Origin of the sequence: Nocardioides bruguierae (assembly GCF_023554635.1) — a bacterium.
Lineage (GTDB): Bacteria > Actinomycetota > Actinomycetes > Propionibacteriales > Nocardioidaceae > Nocardioides > Nocardioides bruguierae.
The window spans coordinates 238,958-259,271 of sequence record NZ_JAMJPH010000003.1 but is presented as its reverse complement, the minus strand read 5'-3'; the positions used below and the strand labels follow the sequence as shown (position 1 = coordinate 259,271).

The window sequence follows — 20,314 nt, the reverse complement described above, 5'->3', positions numbered from 1 at the left end:
CGGGGCCGGACAGGCTGGGGCGTCAGGCGTAGAAGGCGGGGCGGTCGGCGTAGTCGACCTCGACCCGCTCCCCCGTCTCCAGGGCCCGGACGCCGGCGGCGCAGGCGGCCGCGACCAGGTAGCCGTCCCAGGCGGTGGGGCCGTCGATGGTGCCGGTCTTGGCGGCGTTGACCCACGACTGGATCTCGTGCTCGAAGGCGGGCGCGAACCGGGTCTTGAAGGTGGTGTGCTCGGCGCCGGAGAAGCGGCCGTCGCGCCACACGGTGGTGCCGGAGGTGCGACCGATCTCCGCGATCCCGTCGGCGAAGACGGCCTCGGTCTTCACCTGGTAGCCGAAGCGGACGCTCACGTTCATCTCGACGTCGGCGACGACTCCGCTGGCGGTCTCGAGCAGCACCAGGATCGGCTCGTCGAGGTGGGCGGCGTTGTTCGGGTTCCGCTTGAGGTGCTTGACCTCGACCGAGGTGACGGGCGAGTCGGTGAGGTAGCGGACGATGTCGAACTCGTGCACGACCGAGTCGTTGATCAGCATCTGCTGGGTGTAGCTGTCGGGCACGTCGGGGTTGCGGTGCGCGCAGCGCAGGGCGAGCAGGTCACCCATCCCGCCGTCCGCGATCATCTCCCGCAGCTCCATGTAGCCGGCGTCGTAACGCCGCATGAACCCGACCTGGATCAGCTTGCGACCGGCGGCTGCCTCGGCCTGCACGACCTCCAGCGCGGAGGCGGCGTCGGGCGTCAGCGGCTTCTCGCACAGCGTCGGCAGACCCGCCTCGATGACGGCCAGGAGGTCGGGCTGGTGGAACTTGCCGGGGGTGGCGATCAGCACCGCGTCCATCGCGTCGGCGGCGATGGCGTCGGCCAGGCTGGAGAAGCAGCGGGCGCCCGGCGCGTCGGCCGCGGCGGCCTCGGCGCGCGAGGTGTCGGGGTCGATGACCGCCGAGACGACGGCGCCGGCGATGCGGTCACGGATGCGGAGGACGTGGTCGGCTCCCATGAGGCCGGTGCCCACGACGGCGATGCGGAGGTCGGACATGACGATCCTTGCTGGGGAGGTGCTGCGGCGAGCAGGGGACGGAGCGGGCCGGCCCCGACCGGACGAGTGGTCGGGGCCGGCCGCGTGTTCCTCGGGAGGGACGACTCAGTCGTGGATCGAGTCGCCGCTGCCGGTGAGGCTGGCGAGCTCGGCCTCGAGCTCGGCCATGGCCTCGCCACCGGCCATCAGGTCGGTGATCTCCTCGCGGGTGCGCTGACCCTTGGCGAAGTCGTCGGCCTTCTCGCCGCGGATCAGGACGGCGAAGTGGTCGCCGACCGTCAGCGCGTGGGAGACGTTGTGCGTCACCAGGACGACGGCGATGCCACGGTGCTTGGCCTGCATGATGATGCGGAGGACGTGGGCGGCCTCCTTCACGCCGAGCGCCGCGGTGGGCTCGTCGAGGATCAGGACCTTGGCGCCGAAGTACACCGCACGGGCGATGGCGGAGACCTGACGCTCACCACCGGAGAGGCTGCCGACGAAGCGGTCGCCGTCGGTGACGCGGGTGATGCCCATCTCCTGCATCTGCTCCACGACGACCTTGTTCGCGAACTTCTTGTCGAAGTACTTGAACGGGCCCCAGCCCTTGGTGGGCTCCACGCCGGTGAAGAAGGAGCGGCCCAGGCTCATCAGCGGGAAGGTGCCGCCGAACTGGTGGACGGTGGAGATGCCGGCCGCCGTGGCGTCACGGGGGCTCTTGAACTGGACGGGCTTGCCGTTGATCTTCACGGTGCCGGAGGTCGGCTCGTGGAAGCCGGAGAGCACCTTGATCAGCGTCGACTTGCCGGCGCCGTTGTCACCGAGCAGGCAGAGCACCTGGCCGGCGTGGATGTCGAGGGAGACGTCGGAGAGGGCCTCGTAGCTACCGAAGATCTTCGAGACGTTCTCGATGGCCATGTACGGGGTGGACTCAGACATTGGTCGCCTTCTTCTCCGTCGCGGTGGTGGTGGCGGTCGCGGTGGCGGCATGACCGCCTCCGCCGCCAGGTGCCGGCTTCTTCTTGTCCTTGGGCTTCGCGGCGGACATCGCCAGCTTGCGGAAGGTGTTGTTCGAGAGGACCGCGATCAGCAGCAGCATGCCGAGGATCAGCGCGGACCAGTCGGAGTCCCAGCCGGTGTAGTAGATGCCCTGGTAGACGATGGCGAAGGTCATCGTGCCGAAGAGGACGCCGATCGGGGAGCCGAAGCCACCGGTGAGGAGCACGCCGCCGACGACGACCGCGATGATCGAGTTGAAGACGTAGGACTGGCCGGCGGAGACCTGGGCGCTGGAGTACAGGGCGACCTGGATGACACCGAGCAGGGCGGAGCCGAAGCCGGAGCCGATGTAGAGCATGACGGTGGTGCGGTCGACCGGGACACCGGCGGCGCGGGCGGAGACCTCGTCGCCACCGATCGCGTAGACCCAGTTGCCGAAGCGGGTGCGGTAGACGATCCAGGAGACGACCAGGACCATCGCGAGGGCGAAGAGGACGGCGGTCTCGAACTGGTCGAACATCAGGCCACCGAAGATGTTCTTCACGCCCTCGTCCACCTGCACCGACACGAGCACGGTGCCGGTGGTGAGGCGGGTGACGCCGTAGACGATGCCCTGGATGGAGAACATCGTGGCGAGGGTGACGATGAAGGACGGCAGCTTGACCTTGGTGACCAGGAGGCCGTTGACGAGGCCGAGCAGGGCGCCGACGGCGAGGCCGGCGATGACGCCGATCCAGGACGGCAGCTCGTAGTAGCCGGAGAGGATCGCGAAGGTCATGGCGCCTGCGGCGAGCACCGAGCCGACCGAGAGGTCGAGGTGGCCGGCGATCATGACGAGCGCGACGGGCAGGGAGATGAGGGCCAGCTCGGCGGCGACGTTGACCCACGTCGCGGTGCCGGCGAAGCCGAGGAAGTTCGGGCGACCGAACCAGGAGAAGAACAGGAAGACGAAGATCGTGCCCATGAGCGCGGAGAACTCCGGGCGCCGGGCCATCGAACGCAGATTGAACACTGGGGTGGGCTCCTTCAAGGGTGGGTCGGGGGGGGGGGGGGGGGCGCGGGGGGGCCCCCCCCCCCCCCGCGGGGCGGGGGGGGCGGGGGGGGGGCGGGGGGGGGGGGGGGGGGGGGGGGGGCCCGCGGGGGGGGGGGGCGGGGTGGCCCCCCCCCCCCGTCCCACCACCCTAGGCCAGCCACGTCGCCCCGGGGCCCGGGGGATGAGGCACCTGTGGACCGCCTCCGTACACTCGAGCCATGGCAAGGCAGCGCGCTGACGAACCGGTCCGGATCACCACCGCGCCGACCAGCCGGGCCGAGGACCTGAAGGTGCGCCAGCGGCGCTACCTGATCTCCATGGGCATCCGCAGCGCCTGCTTCGTGGGTGCGGGCCTGGCCGGAGTATTCGGCGTCAGCTGGCTCTGGCCGATCCTCATCGTGGGCGCCCTGTTCCTGCCCTACGTCGCCGTGATCCTCGCCAACGTGCAGACCACGAAGGACGACGGCGCGGACCTGCGCTCGTCGGCCTACGTCCAGCGCCAGCTGGGAGGGTCGTCGGGTCGCGACGCCGTGGAGGGCGGACGATGACCCTTCCCGAGCCTCCCGCCACCGAGCCCGACGTGTGCTCGTCCAAGGGGTGCACGGCCGCCGCCGAGCACGCCCTGCTGTGGAACAACCCCAAGGTGCACACGCCCGAGCGACGGAAGGTCTGGCTGGCCTGCGAGGAGCACCGCCCCACCCTGACGTCCTTCCTGGGCAGCCGCGGCTTCCTCAAGGACGTCGTGCCGTTCGAACCGGGCGCGGACCTGGCGATCTAACCGGACCCCGCGGCTGCCCGCCGGCGGCGGGCGCACGCGGCGGTGTCAGCCGCCGATGGCCGACATCGGCCGGTCGGGCTGGAGGAACGTCTCGTCGTCGATGCCGTGACCCGCGGCCTTGCCGCGCATGGCCACCACCCACCGCTCCGCGAGCTCCTCGTCGGTGGCCCCGGTGCGCAGGGCCGTGCGCAGGTCGGACTCGTCCCGGGCGAACAGGCAGGTGCGCACCTGCCCGTCGGCGGTCAGCCGCACCCGGTCGCAGTCGCCGCAGAACGGCCGCGTCACCGACGCGATCACACCGACCGTGGCCGGGCCGCCGTCCACCGTGAACAGCTCGGCGGGGGCGGAGCCCCGGGGCTCGGACGCCGGCGCCAGGTCGAACTCCTCGGCGAGCCGCGCGTGGATCTCGTCCGCGGTGACCATGGAGGCGCGGTCCCACCCGTGCTGGGCGTCCAGCGGCATCTGCTCGATGAACCGGAGCTGGTAGCCGCGCTCGAGGCACCAGCGCAGCAGTTCCGGCGCCTGGTCGTCGTTGACGTCGCGCAGCAGCACGGCGTTGACCTTCACGGGGCCCAGACCGGCGCGGTGCGCGGCCTCGAGGCCGGCGACGACGTCGTGCAGCCGGTCGCGCAGGGCGATCTGCTGGAACGTGTCGGGGCGGACGGTGTCCAGGCTGACGTTCACGCGGTCCAGGCCGGCGGCGGCCAGGTCCTCGGCGCGGCGGGTCAGGCCGAGCGCGTTGGTGGTGATCGAGAGGCCGAGGCGGCCGCGGTCGGGCTGCACCTCGCGGACGCGGCGCACGATGTCCACCAGGCCCCGACGCAGCAGCGGCTCGCCGCCGGTGAACCGGATGCCGGTGATGCCCAGGCGCTCGACCGCCACGGTGGCCAGACGCACCACCTCGTCGTCCGAGAGCTCCTGCTCGTCGGGCAGCCAGGGCAGGCCCTCGGGCGGCATGCAGTACGTGCAGCGCAGGTTGCACCGGTCGGTCAGCGAGACCCGGAGGTCACGCCCGACCCGGCCGAACCGGTCGAGCAGCGGGAGCGTCCTCATCACCACCAGGGTACGTCGGCCCTGTTGCGGGGGCATGTCGGGACGCCACTCGGAGCGGCGAGCCCTGCCCGGGCCGGACGCGGATCACCTCGCTCTCAGGCGGGGCCCGTACCCTGAGGCCGTGCGGTCCTGGTCCTTCCTGCTCAGCCGCCGGTGGCTGGTCCTCGCTGTCGTGGTCGTCCTCCTGGCCTGGCTGGCGTACTCACTGGGCCAGTGGCAGTTCGGCCGGCTGGCCGACAAGAAGGCGTCCAACGCCCAGGTCACGGCCAACGAGAACGCCGACGCCTCGCCGGCGACCGACGTCCTCGCGGTGGGCGCCGAGGTCGACGACGCCGACGAGTGGCGGGTGGTCTCCGCGACCGGCACCTACGAGCCCGAGGACACCGTCATCGTGCGCTACCGCACCCGCGACGGCGAGGCCGGCGTGGACGTCGTCGTCCCGCTGCTGCTCGACGACGGCACGGCGCTGCTGGTCGACCGCGGCTGGCTGGCCACGGACAACGCCGGCACCGCCGACCCGGGCGACGTGCCCGCGCCCCCGGCGGGCGAGGTCGACGTCACGGGCTACGTGCGGGTGGACGCGGAGGGCGACAGCACCGCGGTCGACGACCAGTCCACGCGTGCCGTCGACAGCGCGGCCGTCGGGCAGGCCCTCGGCCTGGACGTGCTCGGCGGCTGGGTGGAGCTCCGCTCGGAGTCCCCCGAGCCGGCCACCGCCCTGGAACCGGTCGAGCTGCCCGACCTCGGCAACGGCCCCCACTTCTTCTACGGCCTGCAGTGGTGGTTCTTCGCGCTGCTGGCCGTCGTCGGGTTCGTCTGGCTCGCCATCGACGAGCGGCGGACGGGGCGGCGTGCCGCCAGGGCCGCGGCCGACGCGACGGGGGCGACGGGCCCAGCGGGCTCGACGTCCCCGACCGAGGACGGCTCCCCCGCGCGGCCGCACCCGCCGCAGCCGGCGGCTCGGCGGGAGCGCAAGCCGCGTCAGACCAACCACCCGTACGCGCGGATGATGGCGCAGCAGGACGCCGACCGGGACCAGTCGCGCTCCTGAGCGGCCCCTGGACCCCGGCGCGTGGGCGGCCGGGCTCAGCCGCGGGCCACGCCCGGGGCGTCGGTGGCGAACTGCGTGCGGTACAGGTCGGCGTAGAGGCCACCGGCGGCCAGGAGCTCCTCGTGGGTGCCGCGGGCGACCACGTGACCGTCCTCGAGCACCACGATGGTGTCGGCGTCGCGCACGGTGGAGAGCCGGTGGGCGATGACGAGGCTCGTGCGGCCCTCCAGGGCGGCGTCGAGGGCACGCTGGACGGCGGCCTCGGACTCGGAGTCCAGGTGGGCCGTGGCCTCGTCGAGGACGACGATGGACGGCGACTTCAGCAGCAGCCGGGCGATCGCCAGCCGCTGCCGCTCGCCACCCGAGAGCCGGTAGCCGCGGTCGCCGACCACGGTGTCGAGGCCCTCCGGGAGCCGGCGGACCATCCCCGAGACCTGGGCGGCCTCCAGGGCGGACCACATGGCGTCCTCGTCGGCGTCCGGCCGGGCGTAGAGGAGGTTGCCGCGGATGGTGTCGTGGAAGAGGTGGGCGTCCTGGGTGACGTAGCCGACCGTGTCCTCCAGGGAGTCCAGGGTGACGTCGCGGACGTCGAGCCCGCCCACGCGCACCGCACCGGCGTCCACGTCGTAGAGCCGGGCGACCAGGCTGGTCACCGTCGTCTTGCCCGCACCCGACGGGCCCACGAGCGCCACCATCCGGCCGGGCTCGGCACGGAGGCTGACCCCGTGCAGCACGGGTCCGGCGTCCGTCACCTGGCCCTCGCGGGTGACCCCCTCCAGGGACGGCAGGGAGGCCTCCGAGCCGTCGGGGTAGGCGAACGTGACGTCGTCGAGCTCCAGCGTGGCCGCGCCGCGCGGCACGGCCACGGCGTCGGGCTTCTCCTGCACCAGGGAGGGCAGGTCCAGGACCTCGAAGACGCGGTCGAAGGAGACCAGGGCGGTCATCACGTCGATCCGGACGTTCGAGAGCCCCTGGAGCGGCCCGAGCAGGCGGAGCAGCAGCAGGGCCAGGGCGACCAGCGTGCCGACGCTGAGCCGGCCCTCGATGGCCAGCACGCCGCCGACGCCGTAGACGAGCGCACCGGCCAGGGCAGGGACGGACGTCATGGCGGCCCCGAAGATGCGGGTCACCAGGGCGATGCGGATGCCCAGGTCGCGCACGGTCGCGGCGCGCGAGGCGAACAGGGCGTCCTCGTCCGCCCGGCGGCCGAACAGCTTCAGCAGCATCGCGCCGCCGACGTTGAAGCGCTCGGTCATGAGGCTGCCCAGCTCGGCGTTGCCGTCCATCTGCTGCCGGGTCAGGCCGGCGAGCCGTCGCCCGACCATGCGGGAGGCCAGGAGCAGCACCGGGAACACCGCGACGCACAGCAGCGTGACCTGCCACGACAGCGCGAGCATGGTGATGCCGACGACCACCACGGCCACGACGTTGGAGACCGTGCTCGACAGCGTCGAGGTGAAGGCGCGCTGGGCGCCGATGACGTCGTTGTTGAGGCGCGAGACCAGCGCACCCGTCTGGGTGCGGGTGAAGAACGCCATCGACTGCCGCTGCACGTGGGCGAAGACCTGGGTGCGGAGGTCGAAGATGAGGCCCTCGCCGATCCGGGACGACAGCCACCCGCTGAGCACGCTGAGCACGGCGCTGAACAGGGCGAACACGGCCATGGCTGCCGCGAGCTCGACCACCAGCGAGGTGTCCGCCTCGGCGATGCCGACGTCCACGAGCCGCTTGGTCAGCAGCGGCACGACCACCACGAGGGCGGAGTCCAGCACCGTGAGCGCCAGGAAGACCGCGATCACCCGGCGGTGGGGGCGGGCGAAGCGCAGGATGCGGCGGACGGTGGGCCAGCCGACGCGCTGGTGGACGACGCTGCGGTCGGTGCGCAGGTGCCGCCAGGCGCCACCTGCGTTCATCATGCCGGACACGGAGGTGTCGGCTCCTCTCTGCTGCTGTGCTGCTGTGGTGCGGTGCTGCGGTGGTGCTGGTGGGTGCTGGTGTCTGGCCGTCCTGCTCAGCGAGCGGCCATCAGGGCCGCGAGCTCGCGGAACCTGCCGACCTGGTGCTCGCGCTCGACGCGACGCTGGGCGTCGAGGTCGCCCGGCACCGCGGCGCGCAGGATCGTCTTGACCGCCCGGGCGTTGGCCGCGGGGGTGGCGGTGAGGGCGCCCACCAGGGTGGCCAGGGCCCCGTCCAGGTCGTCGGCCGGCACGACGTCGAGCGCGAGACCGAGACGCAGCGCCTCCCCGGCGTCCACCGTGCGGGCGGTGGTGCACAGCTCGAGGGCGCGGGCGTACCCGGCCGCCTGGACCAGCGGCAGGGTGCCGGTGAGGTCCGGGACGAGGCCCAGCGCCGCCTCCTTCATGGAGAACGACGCGTCGTCGGCGAGCAGCCGCAGGTCGCAGGACAGCGCGAGCTGGAAGCCGGCGCCGACCGCGTGCCCGTGGACGACCGCGACGGAGACGATCCGAGGGTCGCGCAGCCAGGTGAACCCACGCTGGTACACCTCGATCCGGTCGGCCATGCCGGCGTCGTCGAGGGCGAGGAGGTCGAGCACGCTCTCCCGGGCCGGCTGCCCGGGGGTGGGTGCGGTGGGGGCCAGCACGGAGCGGTCCAGGCCGGCCGAGAAGCCCGCCCCCGCACCCCGCAGCACGACCACCCGGACCGCCTCGTCGGCCAGGAGGTCCTCGCCGACCTGCCCGAGCGCGAGCCACATGTCCGGCGTCTGGGCGTTGCGCACCTCCGGCCGGTCCAGCGTCAGCGTGGCCACGCCGTCCGTGACCGACAGCGACAGTCCGACCTGCGCGAGCTCCTGGGGCGTCATGCCACGCAGTCTAGGAGCGCATCCGGGGGTGGGGTGAACCCCCGGCGCAGCACCGGGTTCGGTCACCAACGCCGTGTCCGAGGCCGTCCGGCACCACGTTGGTGACCGAACGTGAGGTCGTCAGGTGCGTCAGGCCAGCGAGACGAGGTCGGCGTAGTCGGGGTTCCAGAGGTCCTCGGTGCCGTCGGGCAGCAGGAGCACCCGGTCCGGCTCGAGGGCGTGCACGGCGCCCTCGTCGTGGGTGACGAGGATGATCGCGCCCTCGTAGGCCCGGATGGCGCCGAGCACCTCCTCGCGGGAGGCCGGGTCGAGGTTGTTGGTGGGCTCGTCGAGCAGCAGGACGTTGGCGGCCGAGACCACCAGGGACGCCAGCGCCAGCCGGGTCTTCTCGCCACCGGAGAGCACGCCGGCCGGCTTGTGCACGTCGTCCCCGGAGAAGAGGAAGGAGCCCAGCACGCTGCGCGCCTCGGTGTCGGTCAGCTGAGGCGCCGCGGACTGCATGTTCTCCAGCACGGTGCGCTTCACGTCCAGGGTCTCGTGCTCCTGGGCGTAGTAGCCGATCTTCAGCCCGTGGCCGGGCACGACCTCGCCGCTGTCGGCCTGGTCGACGCCGCCGAGGATGCGCAGCAGCGTGGTCTTGCCGGCGCCGTTGAGACCCAGGATGACGACGCGGGAGCCGCGGTCGATGGCCAGGTCGACGCCGGTGAAGACCTCCAGCGAGCCGTACGTCTTCGACAAGCCCTCGCCCGTGAGCGGGGTCTTGCCGCACGGCGCGGGCTTCGGGAAGGCGATCGCGGCGACCTTGTCGCTCTGCCGCTCCCCCTCGATGCCGGCCATCAGCTTCTCGGCCCGCTTGAGCATGGACTGCGCCGCCTGGGCCTTGGTGGCCTTGGCGCGCATCTTGTTGGCCTGGTCGGTGAGCGTCTTGGCCTTGTTCTCGGCGTTCATCCGCTCGCGCTTGCGGCGCTTCTCGTCCGTCTCCCGCTGGACCAGGTAGTTCTTCCAGCCCATGTTGTAGACGTCCATGGCCTGCCGGTTGGCGTCGAGGTGCATCACCTTGTTGACGGTGGCCGCGAGCAGGTCGTTGTCGTGGGAGATCACGATGAAGCCGCCGGAGTAGGCCTTGAGGAAGTCCCGCAGCCAGATGATGGAGTCGGCGTCCAGGTGGTTCGTCGGCTCGTCGAGGATCAGCACCTCGGCCGAGGAGAACAGGATGCGCGCCAGCTCGACCCGGCGGCGCTGACCACCCGAGAGCGTCTTCAGCGGCTGCTCCAGGATGCGCTCGGGGATGCCGAGGCTGGAGGCGATGGTCGCGGCCTCGGACTCGGCCGCGTAGCCGCCGGCCGCCTGCATCTCGTCCTGGGCGCGGGAGTAGCGGCGCATGGCCTTCTCCCGCTCGTTGGCCTTCTCGGAGGTCATCATCTCCTCGGCCTTGCGCATCCGGGCGACGATGGTGTCCAGCCCGCGCGCGGAGAGGATGCGGTCCTTGGCGATGACCTCGGGGTCGCCGGTCCGCGGGTCCTGCGGCAGGTAGCCGACCTCACCGTTGGACGTCACGTTGCCGGACGCCGGCAGGGCCTCGCCGGAGAGGATCTTGGTGAGGGTCGTCTTGCCGGCGCCGTTGCGCCCGACCAGACCGACCTTGTCCCCCGCCCCGACACGGAAGCTGACGTCGTCCATGAGGAGTCGGGCGCCGACGCGGACCTCGAGCTGGTGAGCGGTGATCATCGTCCACCGAGTCTAGGGTCGCCCGACCCCGGCGGGCGATTCCCTGGACCGTGACGGCGCCCCGGTGTGCCCAGCACCTCACCCACCGGCCGCAGGACCCACCGCGATCACCCGTCGACGAGCGCCTCGATCAGCTGGTACTGCCGCTGGAGGGAGCGGATGTAGGGGGCGACGGCGGGGTGCCGGAGCTTGGCCAGCAGGGGGCCCTCGCCCGGCGCGACGCGGGCCAGGGCCCACTCGGCGCGGCTCAGGGCGGTGTAGACGGCGACGACCCGGGCGCCGGTGCCCGCCAGGTGGCGGACGTCGGGCAGGTCGGCGAGGGCGGGCGGCAGACCGAGCAGGTAGGCGTCCAGGAGCGGCTCGAACTCCTCGCGCGCCGAGAGCAGGTAGTAGCCCAGGTCGCCGCCGAGCGCCCCGGTGCCGAGCGTGCCCCAGTCCACCGCCACCACGTCGTCGCCCTCGCGCCCCAGCAGGTTCGCGGGCGTCGGGTCACCGTGCTGGAGCACCCGCGGCAGGCCGTCCAGCGTGGCCAGGTGGTGCAGGCGGGCGCGCCACAGGACGTCGGCGAGGTCGGCCACCGGCGTCCTGGCCAGCGTCGGCCACCCGCCGCGGGTCTCGGTGCGGGCGAGGCGGCTGCGCAGCTGGTCGCGGGCGAGCCAGTCGACCTCGGGCACGGGCGTGCCGGCGAAGCGTCCGAGCGCGTGGGCGGCGAAGAGGCCGTTGACCGCGGCGTCCTCGACCCAGTCGTCGGTGATCGTGATGCCCTCGTCGTCCTCGACGACCTGGCTGCGCACCGGCGGCCGCAGCCCGGCGGACCGGGCCAGCACCCCCGAGAGCGCCACGTCGGCGGCGCGGCGCCAGTAGGCGAAGTGGCCGGGGTCCGAGAGCTCCTCGGGGTCCCCCGGGACGGGGCGGGCGAGCCGCTTCACCGACACCGGCTCGTCCCCCACGACGGCGCGCCAGACCCCCAGCGTGCTCGGCGCGCTACCACCCGGGAGCGGGTGCCAGCCCGGCTGTGGCTGCCACATGGCTCGACGGTAGCGAAGTTCTCCCCCGATCGGTGCAGGTCAGGGCCTGGTGTCGGCGAGTCCTTCGATGCGCTGGCGTGCGTGGGAGAGCGCGCTCAGCCGACGTCGCGGCGCCGGAACGCCAGCTGCCCGGCGGCGGAGGCGAGCGCGGCGAGACCCAGCACGACCACGACGGGGGCCGCGTCGAACGACTCGGCGGGCACCAGCGGCAGGTGATCGAACGGGGACAGCGCGGTCAGCCAGCCGGGCAGCCGGAGCAGCTCTCCGAAGAAGAGCACCACGACGGCCAGCCCGAGCGGCGCCCACGCCAGCCCCGACCACCGCGGCAACACCCCCAGCACCAGGCGGGCCAGCCCCGCCAGCAGCAGCACCCCGGCACCGGGCACCAGCGCCGGCAGCACGTACTGCGCCCAGGCGCCGGCCTCGCCGGTGACCAGCGCGTAGCCGATCCCGATCCCCAGACCGCCGGCCACGACGACGGCGAGCGTGCCCAGCACGGTGACCAGGACCGAGGCACCCGCCCAGCGCCCGCGGGAGAGGCCGGTCGCGAGCAGGGTCTCCGCCCGGCCGGCGGTCTCCTCCCCGCGCAGCCGCAGCGCCGAGGAGACCGCGAAGCCGGCGCCGATCAACGCCATCATCACCAGGCTCGTGGCGTAGAACGCGTCCGTCAGCGCCTCGGGCGTCGCCACCCCCAGGCCCTGGGTCATCATCTCCGACGAGGCACCGCCCTCCCCCAGCAGCGAGCCGACGTCGTCGCCGATCGACCCGTAGGAGAGCCCGGTCAGGAACAGGCCGGCGCACCAGGCCAGGACCCCGCCCCGCTGGAGCCGCCAGGCCAGCCCCACCGGGCCGGCGAGCGTCCGCCCGGCGCGAGCCGGGCCCGGACGGGTCGCCCACAGGCCGGAGCCGATGTCCCGGCGCTCCAGCAGGGCCGCCGACGCGACGACCGCCAGGACGAGCAGGCCCACCGTCAGCAGCAGCGGCCACCAGCGCAGCCCCGAGAAGGCGTGCGTGGCCTGGTACCAACCGATGGGCGAGAACCAGGACAGGGTGCCACCGCCGACGTCCCCCACGGCCCGCAGGGCGTAGGAGGCACCCAGGACGACCGCCACCAGCCCGCCCGCCGCGCGGTTGCTGGTGGTCAGCTGCGCGGCCACCAGGGCGAGCGCCGCGAACGCCGAGCCGGTGAGCGCGAGGCCCACCCCGAGCGCGACGGAGTCGGCGACGGCCAGCGGGAACACCACCAGGGAGAGGGCCACGAGGACGCCGGCGAGGACGTTGGCCCCCACCGCCACGACGAGGGCGGCGGCCGGCGGCGCCCAGCGTCCCACCGCCGCGGCCCGGACCAGCTCGTCGCGGCCCTGCTCCTCCTCGGCGCGGGTGTGCCGCAGCACGACGAGGCCGCTCATCAGGCCGGCAGCCAGTGCCCCGAAGGCGGTGGCCTGCCAGGTGACCTGACCGCCGATCGTGTTCAGCGCCCGGGCCGGGCCGGCCATCGCGACGAAGGCGCTGTTGGCCCCCATCGCGGCCGCGGCGGCGTCGAACTCCTCCTGCGTCGCGTACAGGCCGTCGATGGCCGGGCCCTGGCTGCCGTAGAGCAGCGCGATGCCGGCCGCCCACAGCGGGATCATCACCCGGTCGCGCCGCAGGTCGGCGCGCACCAGGGTGCCGAGGCCCCGCAGCGCCTCCCGCGGGCTCACCGCGCTCGCCTGTCCCGGTGGGCGCTCCGGTGCCGGCCCTGCCGTCCCTCCCCCTCCCGGGGCTCGGACGGGGCGGGGTCGCCGTAGTGGCGCAGGAACAGCTCCTCCAGGGTCGGCGGCTGCGCGGTGAGCGCCCGGACGCCTGCCGCGGTCAGCAGCGGCAGGGCCGCGCCCAGCCGGGCGGTGTCCACCTCGCAGCGGACCCGCACCCCGGTGCCGGTGCCCGTGTCGCCGCCGCTGTCGCCCACCAGCGGCTCACTGGTCAGGTCGTGGACGCCGGCCAGGTCGCCGAGCCCACGCGGGAGGGTGTCGAGGTCGGCCACCACGGAGGTGCGGGTCAGGTGGCGCAGCTCGGCCAGGCTCCCCGACTCGACCGTCCGGCCGCCCCGCACGATGCTGACGCGGTCGCACAGGCGCTCGACCTCGGCCAGGATGTGGCTGGAGAGCAGCACCGTGCCCCCACGCTCACGGAACGCCTCGACGTGCCGCTGGAACTCGGCCTCCATCAGCGGGTCCAGGCCCGACGTCGGCTCGTCCAGCACCAGCAGCTCCGCGTCCGCGGCGAGCGCCGCCACCAGCGCGACCTTCTGCCGGTTGCCCTTGGAGTAGCTGCGGCCCTTCTTCGTCGGGTCCAGGTCGAACGCGTCGACGAGGGCGTCGCGCCGCGCCGGGTCGAGCCCGCCGCGCAGCCGCCCGAGCAGGTCGATGGCCTCGCCGCCCGTGAGGTTCGGCCACAGCGCCACGTCCCCCGGCACGTAGGCCAGGCGACGGTGCAGGGCCGGCGCCTGTCGCCACGGGTCGCCGCCGAGCAGGCGCACCTCCCCGGCGTCCTTGCGCAGCAGGCCCAGCAGCACCCGGATGGTCGTGGACTTGCCGGAGCCGTTCGGCCCGAGGAAGCCGTGCACCTCGCCGGCCCGCACCCGCAGGTCCAGCTCGTCGAGCGCCCGGAACCGGCCGAACGTCTTCACCAGGCCGGCCACGTGGATGACGTGCTCGCTCACGCCCCCACGCTAGACCTCCGCGGCCGCCTGCGGGGGTCGGTCGGGGACCGGGCTGGACGGCTCAGCCGTTGTGCACGACCACCTGCAGCGCGGCCGCAGCGACCACGGCTCGGTCGAGGACGTCGCGGCGGGGGTCGGGCACGTCGAGGAAGCGCTCGTCGACCACGACGCCGGCCACCGCCGCGTCCGGGTGCGCGGACCCGAGCCGCAGGTCCTCCAGGACCTCGCCCACCATGGCCCGGTCGCCGCCGGTCACCAACGGACCGACCAGGCCGTCGAGCACCCGCGCCGCGTGGCCCGCCGCGGCCTCCCCTGCGACGCGCGCCTGCGCGTCCCGGCGCCGCGCGAACCGCTGTTGCGACCAGCCGCCCGCCTTCGTGCGGCCCTGGACGTGCCGCTGGCCTACCTTGCTGGCGACCACCGCGCCGTCGCGCACGAGCGCGACCGCGAAGCCGCCGCGCCGCACCAGCAGGACACCGCGGTCCGCGCGCGCCAGGGCGCACGCCTGCGCGGCGACGGCCGCCGCGTCGGGCGCCGTCGCCTCGTGACCTCCGGGCAGGGCGACGCGGCACCACGCCCCGTCCGGGGCGCGCCCGACGAGGACGCCGGCGTCCAGGTCGAACGCGGGGTCCCCGTGGCGGCGGGCGAAGTTCTCGAGCCAGCGGGGCAGTCGCTGCGCGGGCAGCAGCAGCGTGGTCGCCCCGTCAGTCGGCACGGTGCACGACGCGGAAGGACTCGAGGACGACCTCGGTCTCGGGCCGCAGGTCGTCGGGGTGCTCCACCAGGTCGGCGCGGCGCGCCGCCAGCCACTCCTCCCGCGAGGCCTCCCCCGGCATCTCGGCGGCCACGTGGGCGTCGGGGACGTCGGCCAGGGCGACGACCTGCACGTCGTCGGTGGCGAGCAGGGCCACCGGCCTCATCCCGTGGTCCAGGAGCACCGACAGGGAGCCTGGCTGGGGCAGGTCGTCGGGCTCGTGGTCGCTGAGCAGGGACGTCCCGGCCGTCACCAGGCCACCCACCACCTCGGCGGTGTGCACGCGAGCCTCCTCGTCGTCCCCGAACGACCAGCACGGCGGACGGAGCATCTCGAGCGTGGACGGGCCGAGGTAGTTCGGGACGGTGCTGCCCAGCCGGGCGTGGACGCGCGCCACGTCCCAGAAGGCTTGCAGGAGAGCGTCGTCCGGGCCGGCCGCGTCGTCGGTCATGGGGTGAGCCTAGGGACGCCTCCGGAACGCCGCAGCCCGCCGACCGGGTGGTCGGCGGGCTGTTCTCAGCCGAGGCGGGGCGACGTGCCTGACGCGATCCGGGTCTCGAGCCGCGGTCACCGTCTCGCAAGCTCGACGGTGCGCTTCCTCGACCTCTGCGCGTGCTGACGTCCCTCGTTCCTCGGGACGTCAGCGCTCAGACGTTGAAACCGAGGGCGCGCAGCTGCTCGCGGCCGTCCTCGGTGATCTTGTCCGGGCCCCACGGCGGCATCCAGACCCAGTTGATCGCGACGTCGTTGACGATGCCCTCGAGGGCGGCGTCGGTCTGGTCCTGGATCACGTCGGTCAGCGGGCAGGCCGCGGAGGTCAGCGTCATGTCGACGACGACGTTGGAGCCCTCGTCGACGTGCACGCCGTAGACCAGGCCCAGGTCGACGACGTTGATCCCGAGCTCGGGGTCCACGACGTCCTTGAGGGCCTCGACGACCTCGTCCTCGGACACGGGCGAGGTGCCCGGAGCGGCCGCGCCGGTCGCCTCGGGGACCTCGGGCAGGTCGCCGTGGTCGGGGGCGGTGGCCTCGGTGGTGGCGTTCTCGGTCATCTCTCTCAGCCCTCCTGGGTCGAGGTGGTGGTGGCCGGCTCGGGGAGCGTCCCCAGCGACTGGGCGGTGGCGTCCTTCCAGGCCATCCAGGCCAGGAGCGCGCACTTCACACGGGCGGGGAACTTGGAGACGCCGGCGAACGCGATGGCGTCCTCCAGCACCTCCTCGTCGGGCTCGATGGTGCCCTTGGACTGCATCAGCTCGAGGAAGGTCTGGTGCACGGCCAGCGCCTCCTCCACGGACTTGCCGATCAGCAGGTCGGCGAGCACCGAGGTCGAGGCCTGGCTGATGGAGCACCCGACGGCGTCGTAGGAGACGTCGGCGACGGCGCCGTCCTCGAGGTGCACGCGCAGGGTCAGCTCGTCCCCGCAGGTCGGGTTCACGTGGTGCACCTCGGCCTCGAAGGGGTCGCGCAGGCCCTGGTGGTGCGGGTTCTTGTAGTGGTCCAGGATGATCTCCTGGTACAGGGCGTCCAGCTCGCTGCTCATCAGTCGTCCAAGCGGAAGTAGGAGCGGGTGTATTCCACGGCGTCGACGAGGGCGTCGATCTCCGCGGGCGTGGTGTAGAGGTACGAGGACGCGCGGGTGGAGCTCTGCACGCCGTACTTCTCGTGCGCGGGGCGGGCGCAGTGGTGGCCGGCGCGGACGGCGACGCCGCGGGTGTCCAGCACCGTCATGACGTCGTGCGGGTGCACGCCCTCGATCTCGAAGGAGACCGCGCCCCCGCGCTTCGTGGGGTCCAGCGGGCCGAGGACCTTCAGGCCCTTCACGCTCGCCAGGCCCTCCAGGGCGTAGCCGGTGATGGCCTGCTCGTGCGCGTGCACCGCCTCCATGCCGAGGGCGGAGAGGTAGTCGACCGCGGCGCCGAGGCCGACGGCCTCGACGATCGGCGGGGTGCCGGCCTCGAACTTGTACGGGATGCCGGCGTAGGTGGAGCCGGTCATCCGCACCGTCTCGATCATCTCGCCGCCGCCGAGGAACGGGGGCAGGGCCTCGAGCAGCGCGCGGCTGCCCCAGAGCACGCCGATGCCCGTGGGGCCCACGACCTTGTGGCCGGTGAAGACGAGCGCGTCGGGCCGCTCCTCGGCCGGTATGGCGGCCAGGTCGATGGGCAGCTGCGGGGCCGCCTGGCTGGCGTCCACGACGACCACGGCGCCGACCTCGTGGGCCCGGCGGGCGATCTCACCGATCGGGTTGACGGTGCCAAGCATGTTCGAGACCCAGGTGAGGGTGACGACCTTGGTCCGCTCGGTGATGAGGCGGTCCATGTCGGAGAGGTCGAGGTAGCCCTGCTCGTCGAAGGTGAACCACGCCAGCTCCGCACCCGTGCGCTCGCAGAGCATCTGCCACGGGACGATGTTGGAGTGGTGCTCCATCTCGGTCGTCACCACGAGGTCGCCTTCGCCGACCTGCAGGTCGCCCTTGAGGCCGAGCGTCGTCGCCACGAGGTTGAGCGCCTCGGAGGCGTTCTTGGTGAAGACGATCTCGTCCCGGCTGGGAGCGCCGAGGAACGACGCGACCTTGTCGCGCGCACCCTCGAAGGCCTCGGTGGCCTCGGCACCCAGCATGTGCATCGCCCGCGCCACGTTCGCGTTGTGCCGCTCGAGGTGGTCGACCATCGTGTCGATGACGACCTGCGGCTTCTGCGAGGTGTTGGCGCTGTCGAGGTAGACCAGCGGACCGCCACCCGGGGTCGTCCGGGTGAGGATCGGGAAGTCCTTGCGGACGACCTCCAGGTCAGGCAGCAGACCCTCGATCATGTGGATCTCCTAATGGGGTGAAGTGCGACGACGTGGTGCGAGGTGTGGTGCCGGGCAAGGCGGAGGCGCGAAGGCGGCCTTGGAGCGGAGCGGGCCGTCGAGCGTCGACAACGCCGCCCGGCGCCGCTCATCGCGACACGGCGGTGTACTTCTCGTAGCCGTTGGCCTCAAGCTCCTCGGCGAGCTCGGGGCCGCCGGACTCGGCCACGCGGCCGTCGACGAACACGTGCACCACGTCGGGCTTCACGTACCGCAGGATGCGCGTGTAGTGCGTGATGAGCAGCAGGCCCTTGTCCTCGCGCGCCGAGAAGCGGTTGATGCCGTCGGAGACGACCTTGAGGGCGTCGATGTCGAGGCCGGAGTCGATCTCGTCGAGGATCGCGATCTTCGGGTCGAGCAGGTCCAGCTGGGCGATCTCCGCGCGCTTCTTCTCGCCACCGGAGAAGCCCTCGTTGACCGAGCGGGAGGAGAACTGCGGGTCGAGGTTCATCTGCTCGAGCGCGCCGTTGACGTCCTTGACCCAGGTGCGCAGCTTGGGGGCCTCGCCGTCGAGGGCGGTCTTGGCGGTGCGCAGGAAGTTCGCCATGGACACGCCGGGCACCTCGACCGGGTACTGCATGGCCAGGAACATGCCGGCGCGGGCGCGCTCGTCCACGCTCATCGCCAGGACGTCCTCGCCGTCGAGCGTCACGGTGCCGCCGGTGATCGTGTACTTGGGGTGACCGGCGATCGAGTAGGCGGTGGTCGACTTGCCCGAGCCGTTGGGGCCCATGATCGCGTGCGTCTCGCCGGCCTTGATGGTCAGCGTGACGCCCTTGAGGATCTCCTTGGGGCCGTCCTCGGTCTCGACCGAGACCTGCAGGTCCTTGATCTCCAGGGTGCTCATTGATGTCTCTCTTTCGCGGGTTCTCGCGGTGCTGCGTGCGGGTGTGCGCTCACTGCGAGCGCCGGGTGCGTGTGTGGGGTGGGCGGTGGCCGGGTCAGTCCGGCCGGACGCCGTTGAGGGTGGTGGCGACGTCGACGTAGACGACCTGCTGGCCGTCCTCGTCGCGGACCTCCGTGCGGAAGGTCGCCACGGGGGACGTGGCGGGCAGACCGCTCGGGGCGCCGCTGCGCATGTCGAAGCGGGAGCCGTGCAGCCAGCACTCGATCTCGCAGGCCCCGTCGGGGCCCGCCTCGACGTCGCCCTCGCTCAGCGCGACAGCGGCGTGGCTGCACAGGTCCTGGATCGCCATCACGGCGTCGCCGTCCCGGGTCAGCGCGAGGGTGTACTCCTCGACGTCGACCGCGAGCGCCTCCCCGGAAGGGACCTCGGCGAGCGTGCAGGCGCGGACCAGGCTCATCGCTGGTTCAGTCCGCTCGTCACGGTCTTGGCCAGCTCGGCCTCGACCGTGTCGGTCAGGCGCTCCTCGAGGGAGGGCACACCCACCTTGCGGATCAGGTCGACGAAGAAGCCGTGCAGGACGAGACGGCGCGCCTCGGTCTCGGAGACGCCGCGGCTCTTGAGGTAGAAGAGCTGCTCGTCGTCGAAGCGCGCGGTGGCCGACGCGTGGCCGGCCCCCTCGATCTCGCCGGTCTCGATCTCCAGGTTGGGCACCGAGTCGGCCTGGCAGCCGTCGGTGAGGACGAGGTTGCGGTTCTCCTCGTAGGTCTCGATGCCCTCGGCGACCTTGCGGATCAGCACGTTGCCGATCCACACGGTGTGGGCGCCCTGGCCCTGGAGCGCGCCCTTGTACACCACGTTCGACTTGGTCCTGGGCGCGTTGTGGTCGGCGAAGAGCCGGTGCTCGAGGTGCTGGCCGGCGTCGGCGTAGTAGAGCCCGAGGAGCTCGGCCTCGCCGCCGGGGCCGGCGTACTCGACGTTGGCGTGCAGCCGCACGACGTCGCCGCCGAAGGAGATCGAGGCGTGCTTGACGCTCGCGTCGCGCCCCACGCGGATCGAGTCGCGGCCCAGGTGCACGGCGTCGTCGGCCCAGTCCTGGAGGGAGAGCACGGTGACCTGGGCGCCGTCGCCCACGAGGAACGTGGAGATGGCGTTGTAGCGGGCCGAGCCCTCGTGCACCAGCACGACGGTGGCCTCGCTGTGCGCGCCGAAGCGGTAGATCATCCGGCCGTGGACGAGGTCCTCGACCGTGGCGCCCGAGAGCCGGAGCACGATCGGCTCCTCGACCCGCGTGTCCGCGGGCACGTCGAGCAGCGTGGCCGTGCCGGAGAGCGAGGCGGCCAGGGCGGCGGGCCGCTCGTTCGGGGGCAGCTCGAGGCCGCGGGCCTCGTCGGCGGAGATCTCGGTCAGGTTCGCACCCGCGGGGATCGTGGTGTCCCAGGTCAGGTGGGCGTCCGAGGCCTCACCGTCCAGCAGGCCCCGCAGGCGCTTCAGCGGGGTGAAGCGCCAGACCTCCTCGCGCCCGGTGGGCAGCGGGTGGTCGGCGAGGTCGTAGGACGGCGGCGGGTTGAGGTGGGACTCGACCCGGTCGGACTCGAGCGCGGCCGCGACGGTGTCGCGGGCAGCATCGGTGACGGTCACTGCAGTTCTTTCTGGTCGTGA

The 20,314-nt window shown here is 72.9% G+C and carries 21 protein-coding genes; 3 read left to right on the top strand and 18 right to left on the bottom strand.

The features are described from left to right. Window positions 1-22 precede the first annotated feature (22 nt). The 3 genes from M8316_RS03550 to M8316_RS03540 all read right to left on the bottom strand — a co-directional run bounded on the left by M8316_RS03550 (window position 23) and on the right by M8316_RS03540 (window position 3,005). On the bottom strand, window positions 23-1,033 hold the full coding sequence (locus M8316_RS03550; protein WP_250052083.1) for a Gfo/Idh/MocA family protein: 1,011 nt from the start codon (window positions 1,031-1,033) through the stop codon (window positions 23-25). 105 nt (window positions 1,034-1,138) lie between these two features. After that, the gene (locus M8316_RS03545; protein WP_250052081.1) at window positions 1,139-1,951 is read right to left on the bottom strand and encodes an ATP-binding cassette domain-containing protein; all 813 of its coding nucleotides are present in this window, start codon (window positions 1,949-1,951) and stop codon (window positions 1,139-1,141) included. Further along, window positions 1,944-3,005 carry an ABC transporter permease gene (locus tag M8316_RS03540; RefSeq protein ID WP_250052079.1) on the bottom strand — a complete coding sequence of 354 codons (1,062 nt, stop codon included), beginning with the start codon at window positions 3,003-3,005 and terminating at the stop codon, window positions 1,944-1,946. The genes M8316_RS03545 and M8316_RS03540 overlap by 8 nt, the downstream gene beginning before the upstream one ends. Window positions 3,006-3,262: 257 nt before the next feature. Here M8316_RS03540 and M8316_RS03535 point away from each other — a divergent pair, with 257 nt between their 5' ends. Then, window positions 3,263-3,592, top strand: coding sequence for a DUF3099 domain-containing protein (locus tag M8316_RS03535; protein ID WP_250052077.1), 330 nt, complete (start codon window positions 3,263-3,265; stop codon window positions 3,590-3,592). Next, complete coding sequence (locus M8316_RS03530) at window positions 3,589-3,822, top strand: acetone carboxylase (protein ID WP_250052075.1); 234 nt, start codon at window positions 3,589-3,591, stop codon at window positions 3,820-3,822. The genes M8316_RS03535 and M8316_RS03530 overlap by 4 nt, the downstream gene beginning before the upstream one ends. A gap of 45 nt (window positions 3,823-3,867) precedes the next feature. Here the strand turns inward: M8316_RS03530 and moaA are convergent, their stop codons facing one another. Then, a complete protein-coding gene (moaA, locus tag M8316_RS03525; protein WP_250052072.1) occupies window positions 3,868-4,875 on the bottom strand; it encodes a GTP 3',8-cyclase MoaA in 1,008 nt (335 codons plus the stop codon). Window positions 4,876-4,996: 121 nt separating this feature from the next. On the opposite strand from moaA, the gene M8316_RS03520 reads away from it, so the two are divergent. Continuing rightward, window positions 4,997-5,926, top strand: coding sequence for an SURF1 family cytochrome oxidase biogenesis protein (locus M8316_RS03520; RefSeq protein ID WP_250052070.1), 930 nt, complete (start codon window positions 4,997-4,999; stop codon window positions 5,924-5,926). A 35-nt stretch (window positions 5,927-5,961) separates the two neighbouring features. Here M8316_RS03520 and M8316_RS03515 read toward each other — a convergent pair whose 3' ends face one another. The 14 genes from M8316_RS03515 to sufD all read right to left on the bottom strand — a co-directional run bounded on the left by M8316_RS03515 (window position 5,962) and on the right by sufD (window position 20,293). After that, entirely contained in the window at window positions 5,962-7,842 is a 1,881-nt protein-coding gene (locus M8316_RS03515) for an ABC transporter ATP-binding protein (protein ID WP_250052068.1), read from the bottom strand. A gap of 95 nt (window positions 7,843-7,937) precedes the next feature. Then, the gene (locus tag M8316_RS03510; protein WP_250052066.1) at window positions 7,938-8,747 is read right to left on the bottom strand and encodes an enoyl-CoA hydratase/isomerase family protein; all 810 of its coding nucleotides are present in this window, start codon (window positions 8,745-8,747) and stop codon (window positions 7,938-7,940) included. Window positions 8,748-8,876: 129 nt separating this feature from the next. After that, complete coding sequence (locus M8316_RS03505) at window positions 8,877-10,475, bottom strand: ABC-F family ATP-binding cassette domain-containing protein (RefSeq protein WP_250052064.1); 1,599 nt, start codon at window positions 10,473-10,475, stop codon at window positions 8,877-8,879. A gap of 107 nt (window positions 10,476-10,582) precedes the next feature. After that, a complete protein-coding gene (locus M8316_RS03500) occupies window positions 10,583-11,503 on the bottom strand; it encodes a phosphotransferase (RefSeq protein ID WP_250052062.1) in 921 nt (306 codons plus the stop codon). 95 nt (window positions 11,504-11,598) lie between these two features. Then, on the bottom strand, window positions 11,599-13,203 hold the full coding sequence (locus M8316_RS03495; RefSeq protein ID WP_250052060.1) for an ABC transporter permease: 1,605 nt from the start codon (window positions 13,201-13,203) through the stop codon (window positions 11,599-11,601). After that, window positions 13,200-14,204 (bottom strand): ABC transporter ATP-binding protein, encoded by a 1,005-nt coding sequence (locus tag M8316_RS03490; RefSeq protein ID WP_250052058.1) that lies wholly within the window; start codon window positions 14,202-14,204, stop codon window positions 13,200-13,202. Before M8316_RS03490 ends, M8316_RS03495 begins: the two co-directional genes overlap by 4 nt. A 61-nt stretch (window positions 14,205-14,265) precedes the next feature. Next, window positions 14,266-14,919: an acVLRF1 family peptidyl-tRNA hydrolase gene (locus M8316_RS03485; RefSeq protein WP_250052056.1), complete on the bottom strand. Its 654-nt coding sequence runs from the start codon at window positions 14,917-14,919 to the stop codon at window positions 14,266-14,268. Further along, window positions 14,909-15,409 carry an ASCH domain-containing protein gene (locus M8316_RS03480; RefSeq protein ID WP_250052054.1) on the bottom strand — a complete coding sequence of 167 codons (501 nt, stop codon included), beginning with the start codon at window positions 15,407-15,409 and terminating at the stop codon, window positions 14,909-14,911. Before M8316_RS03480 ends, M8316_RS03485 begins: the two co-directional genes overlap by 11 nt. Window positions 15,410-15,605: 196 nt before the next feature. Further along, window positions 15,606-16,010 carry a metal-sulfur cluster assembly factor gene (locus tag M8316_RS03475; RefSeq protein WP_250052052.1) on the bottom strand — a complete coding sequence of 135 codons (405 nt, stop codon included), beginning with the start codon at window positions 16,008-16,010 and terminating at the stop codon, window positions 15,606-15,608. Window positions 16,011-16,015: 5 nt separating this feature from the next. Next, window positions 16,016-16,498: a Fe-S cluster assembly sulfur transfer protein SufU gene (sufU, locus tag M8316_RS03470; protein WP_250052050.1), complete on the bottom strand. Its 483-nt coding sequence runs from the start codon at window positions 16,496-16,498 to the stop codon at window positions 16,016-16,018. Further along, window positions 16,498-17,769, bottom strand: a complete 1,272-nt coding sequence (locus tag M8316_RS03465; protein WP_372490547.1) for a cysteine desulfurase — start codon at window positions 17,767-17,769, stop codon at window positions 16,498-16,500. The genes sufU and M8316_RS03465 overlap by 1 nt, the downstream gene beginning before the upstream one ends. A gap of 127 nt (window positions 17,770-17,896) precedes the next feature. Next, the gene (gene sufC / locus M8316_RS03460) at window positions 17,897-18,655 is read right to left on the bottom strand and encodes a Fe-S cluster assembly ATPase SufC (protein ID WP_250052048.1); all 759 of its coding nucleotides are present in this window, start codon (window positions 18,653-18,655) and stop codon (window positions 17,897-17,899) included. Between the two features lie 94 nt (window positions 18,656-18,749). Continuing rightward, complete coding sequence (locus tag M8316_RS03455) at window positions 18,750-19,112, bottom strand: non-heme iron oxygenase ferredoxin subunit (RefSeq protein ID WP_250052046.1); 363 nt, start codon at window positions 19,110-19,112, stop codon at window positions 18,750-18,752. Then, complete coding sequence (gene sufD / locus M8316_RS03450; protein WP_250052044.1) at window positions 19,109-20,293, bottom strand: Fe-S cluster assembly protein SufD; 1,185 nt, start codon at window positions 20,291-20,293, stop codon at window positions 19,109-19,111. Before sufD ends, M8316_RS03455 begins: the two co-directional genes overlap by 4 nt. Window positions 20,294-20,314: the final 21 nt, after the last annotated feature.

What these genes read in the sequence shown, in the direction of transcription:
- M8316_RS03550 (WP_250052083.1), bottom strand. Translation starts at nt 1,033, where the DNA reads ATGTCCGACCTCCGCATCGCCGTCGTGGGCACCGGCCTCATGGGAGCC.
- M8316_RS03545 (WP_250052081.1), bottom strand. Translation starts at nt 1,951, where the DNA reads ATGTCTGAGTCCACCCCGTACATGGCCATCGAGAACGTCTCGAAGATC.
- M8316_RS03540 (WP_250052079.1), bottom strand. Translation starts at nt 3,005, where the DNA reads ATGGCCCGGCGCCCGGAGTTCTCCGCGCTCATGGGCACGATCTTCGTC.
- M8316_RS03535 (WP_250052077.1), top strand. Translation starts at nt 3,263, where the DNA reads ATGGCAAGGCAGCGCGCTGACGAACCGGTCCGGATCACCACCGCGCCG.
- M8316_RS03530 (WP_250052075.1), top strand. Translation starts at nt 3,589, where the DNA reads ATGACCCTTCCCGAGCCTCCCGCCACCGAGCCCGACGTGTGCTCGTCC.
- moaA (WP_250052072.1), bottom strand. Translation starts at nt 4,875, where the DNA reads ATGAGGACGCTCCCGCTGCTCGACCGGTTCGGCCGGGTCGGGCGTGAC.
- M8316_RS03515 (WP_250052068.1), bottom strand. Translation starts at nt 7,842, where the DNA reads ATGATGAACGCAGGTGGCGCCTGGCGGCACCTGCGCACCGACCGCAGC.
- M8316_RS03510 (WP_250052066.1), bottom strand. Translation starts at nt 8,747, where the DNA reads ATGACGCCCCAGGAGCTCGCGCAGGTCGGACTGTCGCTGTCGGTCACG.
- M8316_RS03505 (WP_250052064.1), bottom strand. Translation starts at nt 10,475, where the DNA reads ATGATCACCGCTCACCAGCTCGAGGTCCGCGTCGGCGCCCGACTCCTC.
- M8316_RS03500 (WP_250052062.1), bottom strand. Translation starts at nt 11,503, where the DNA reads ATGTGGCAGCCACAGCCGGGCTGGCACCCGCTCCCGGGTGGTAGCGCG.
- M8316_RS03480 (WP_250052054.1), bottom strand. Translation starts at nt 15,409, where the DNA reads ATGACCGACGACGCGGCCGGCCCGGACGACGCTCTCCTGCAAGCCTTC.
- M8316_RS03475 (WP_250052052.1), bottom strand. Translation starts at nt 16,010, where the DNA reads ATGACCGAGAACGCCACCACCGAGGCCACCGCCCCCGACCACGGCGAC.
- sufU (WP_250052050.1), bottom strand. Translation starts at nt 16,498, where the DNA reads ATGAGCAGCGAGCTGGACGCCCTGTACCAGGAGATCATCCTGGACCAC.
- M8316_RS03465 (WP_372490547.1), bottom strand. Translation starts at nt 17,769, where the DNA reads ATGATCGAGGGTCTGCTGCCTGACCTGGAGGTCGTCCGCAAGGACTTC.
- sufC (WP_250052048.1), bottom strand. Translation starts at nt 18,655, where the DNA reads ATGAGCACCCTGGAGATCAAGGACCTGCAGGTCTCGGTCGAGACCGAG.
- M8316_RS03455 (WP_250052046.1), bottom strand. Translation starts at nt 19,112, where the DNA reads ATGAGCCTGGTCCGCGCCTGCACGCTCGCCGAGGTCCCTTCCGGGGAG.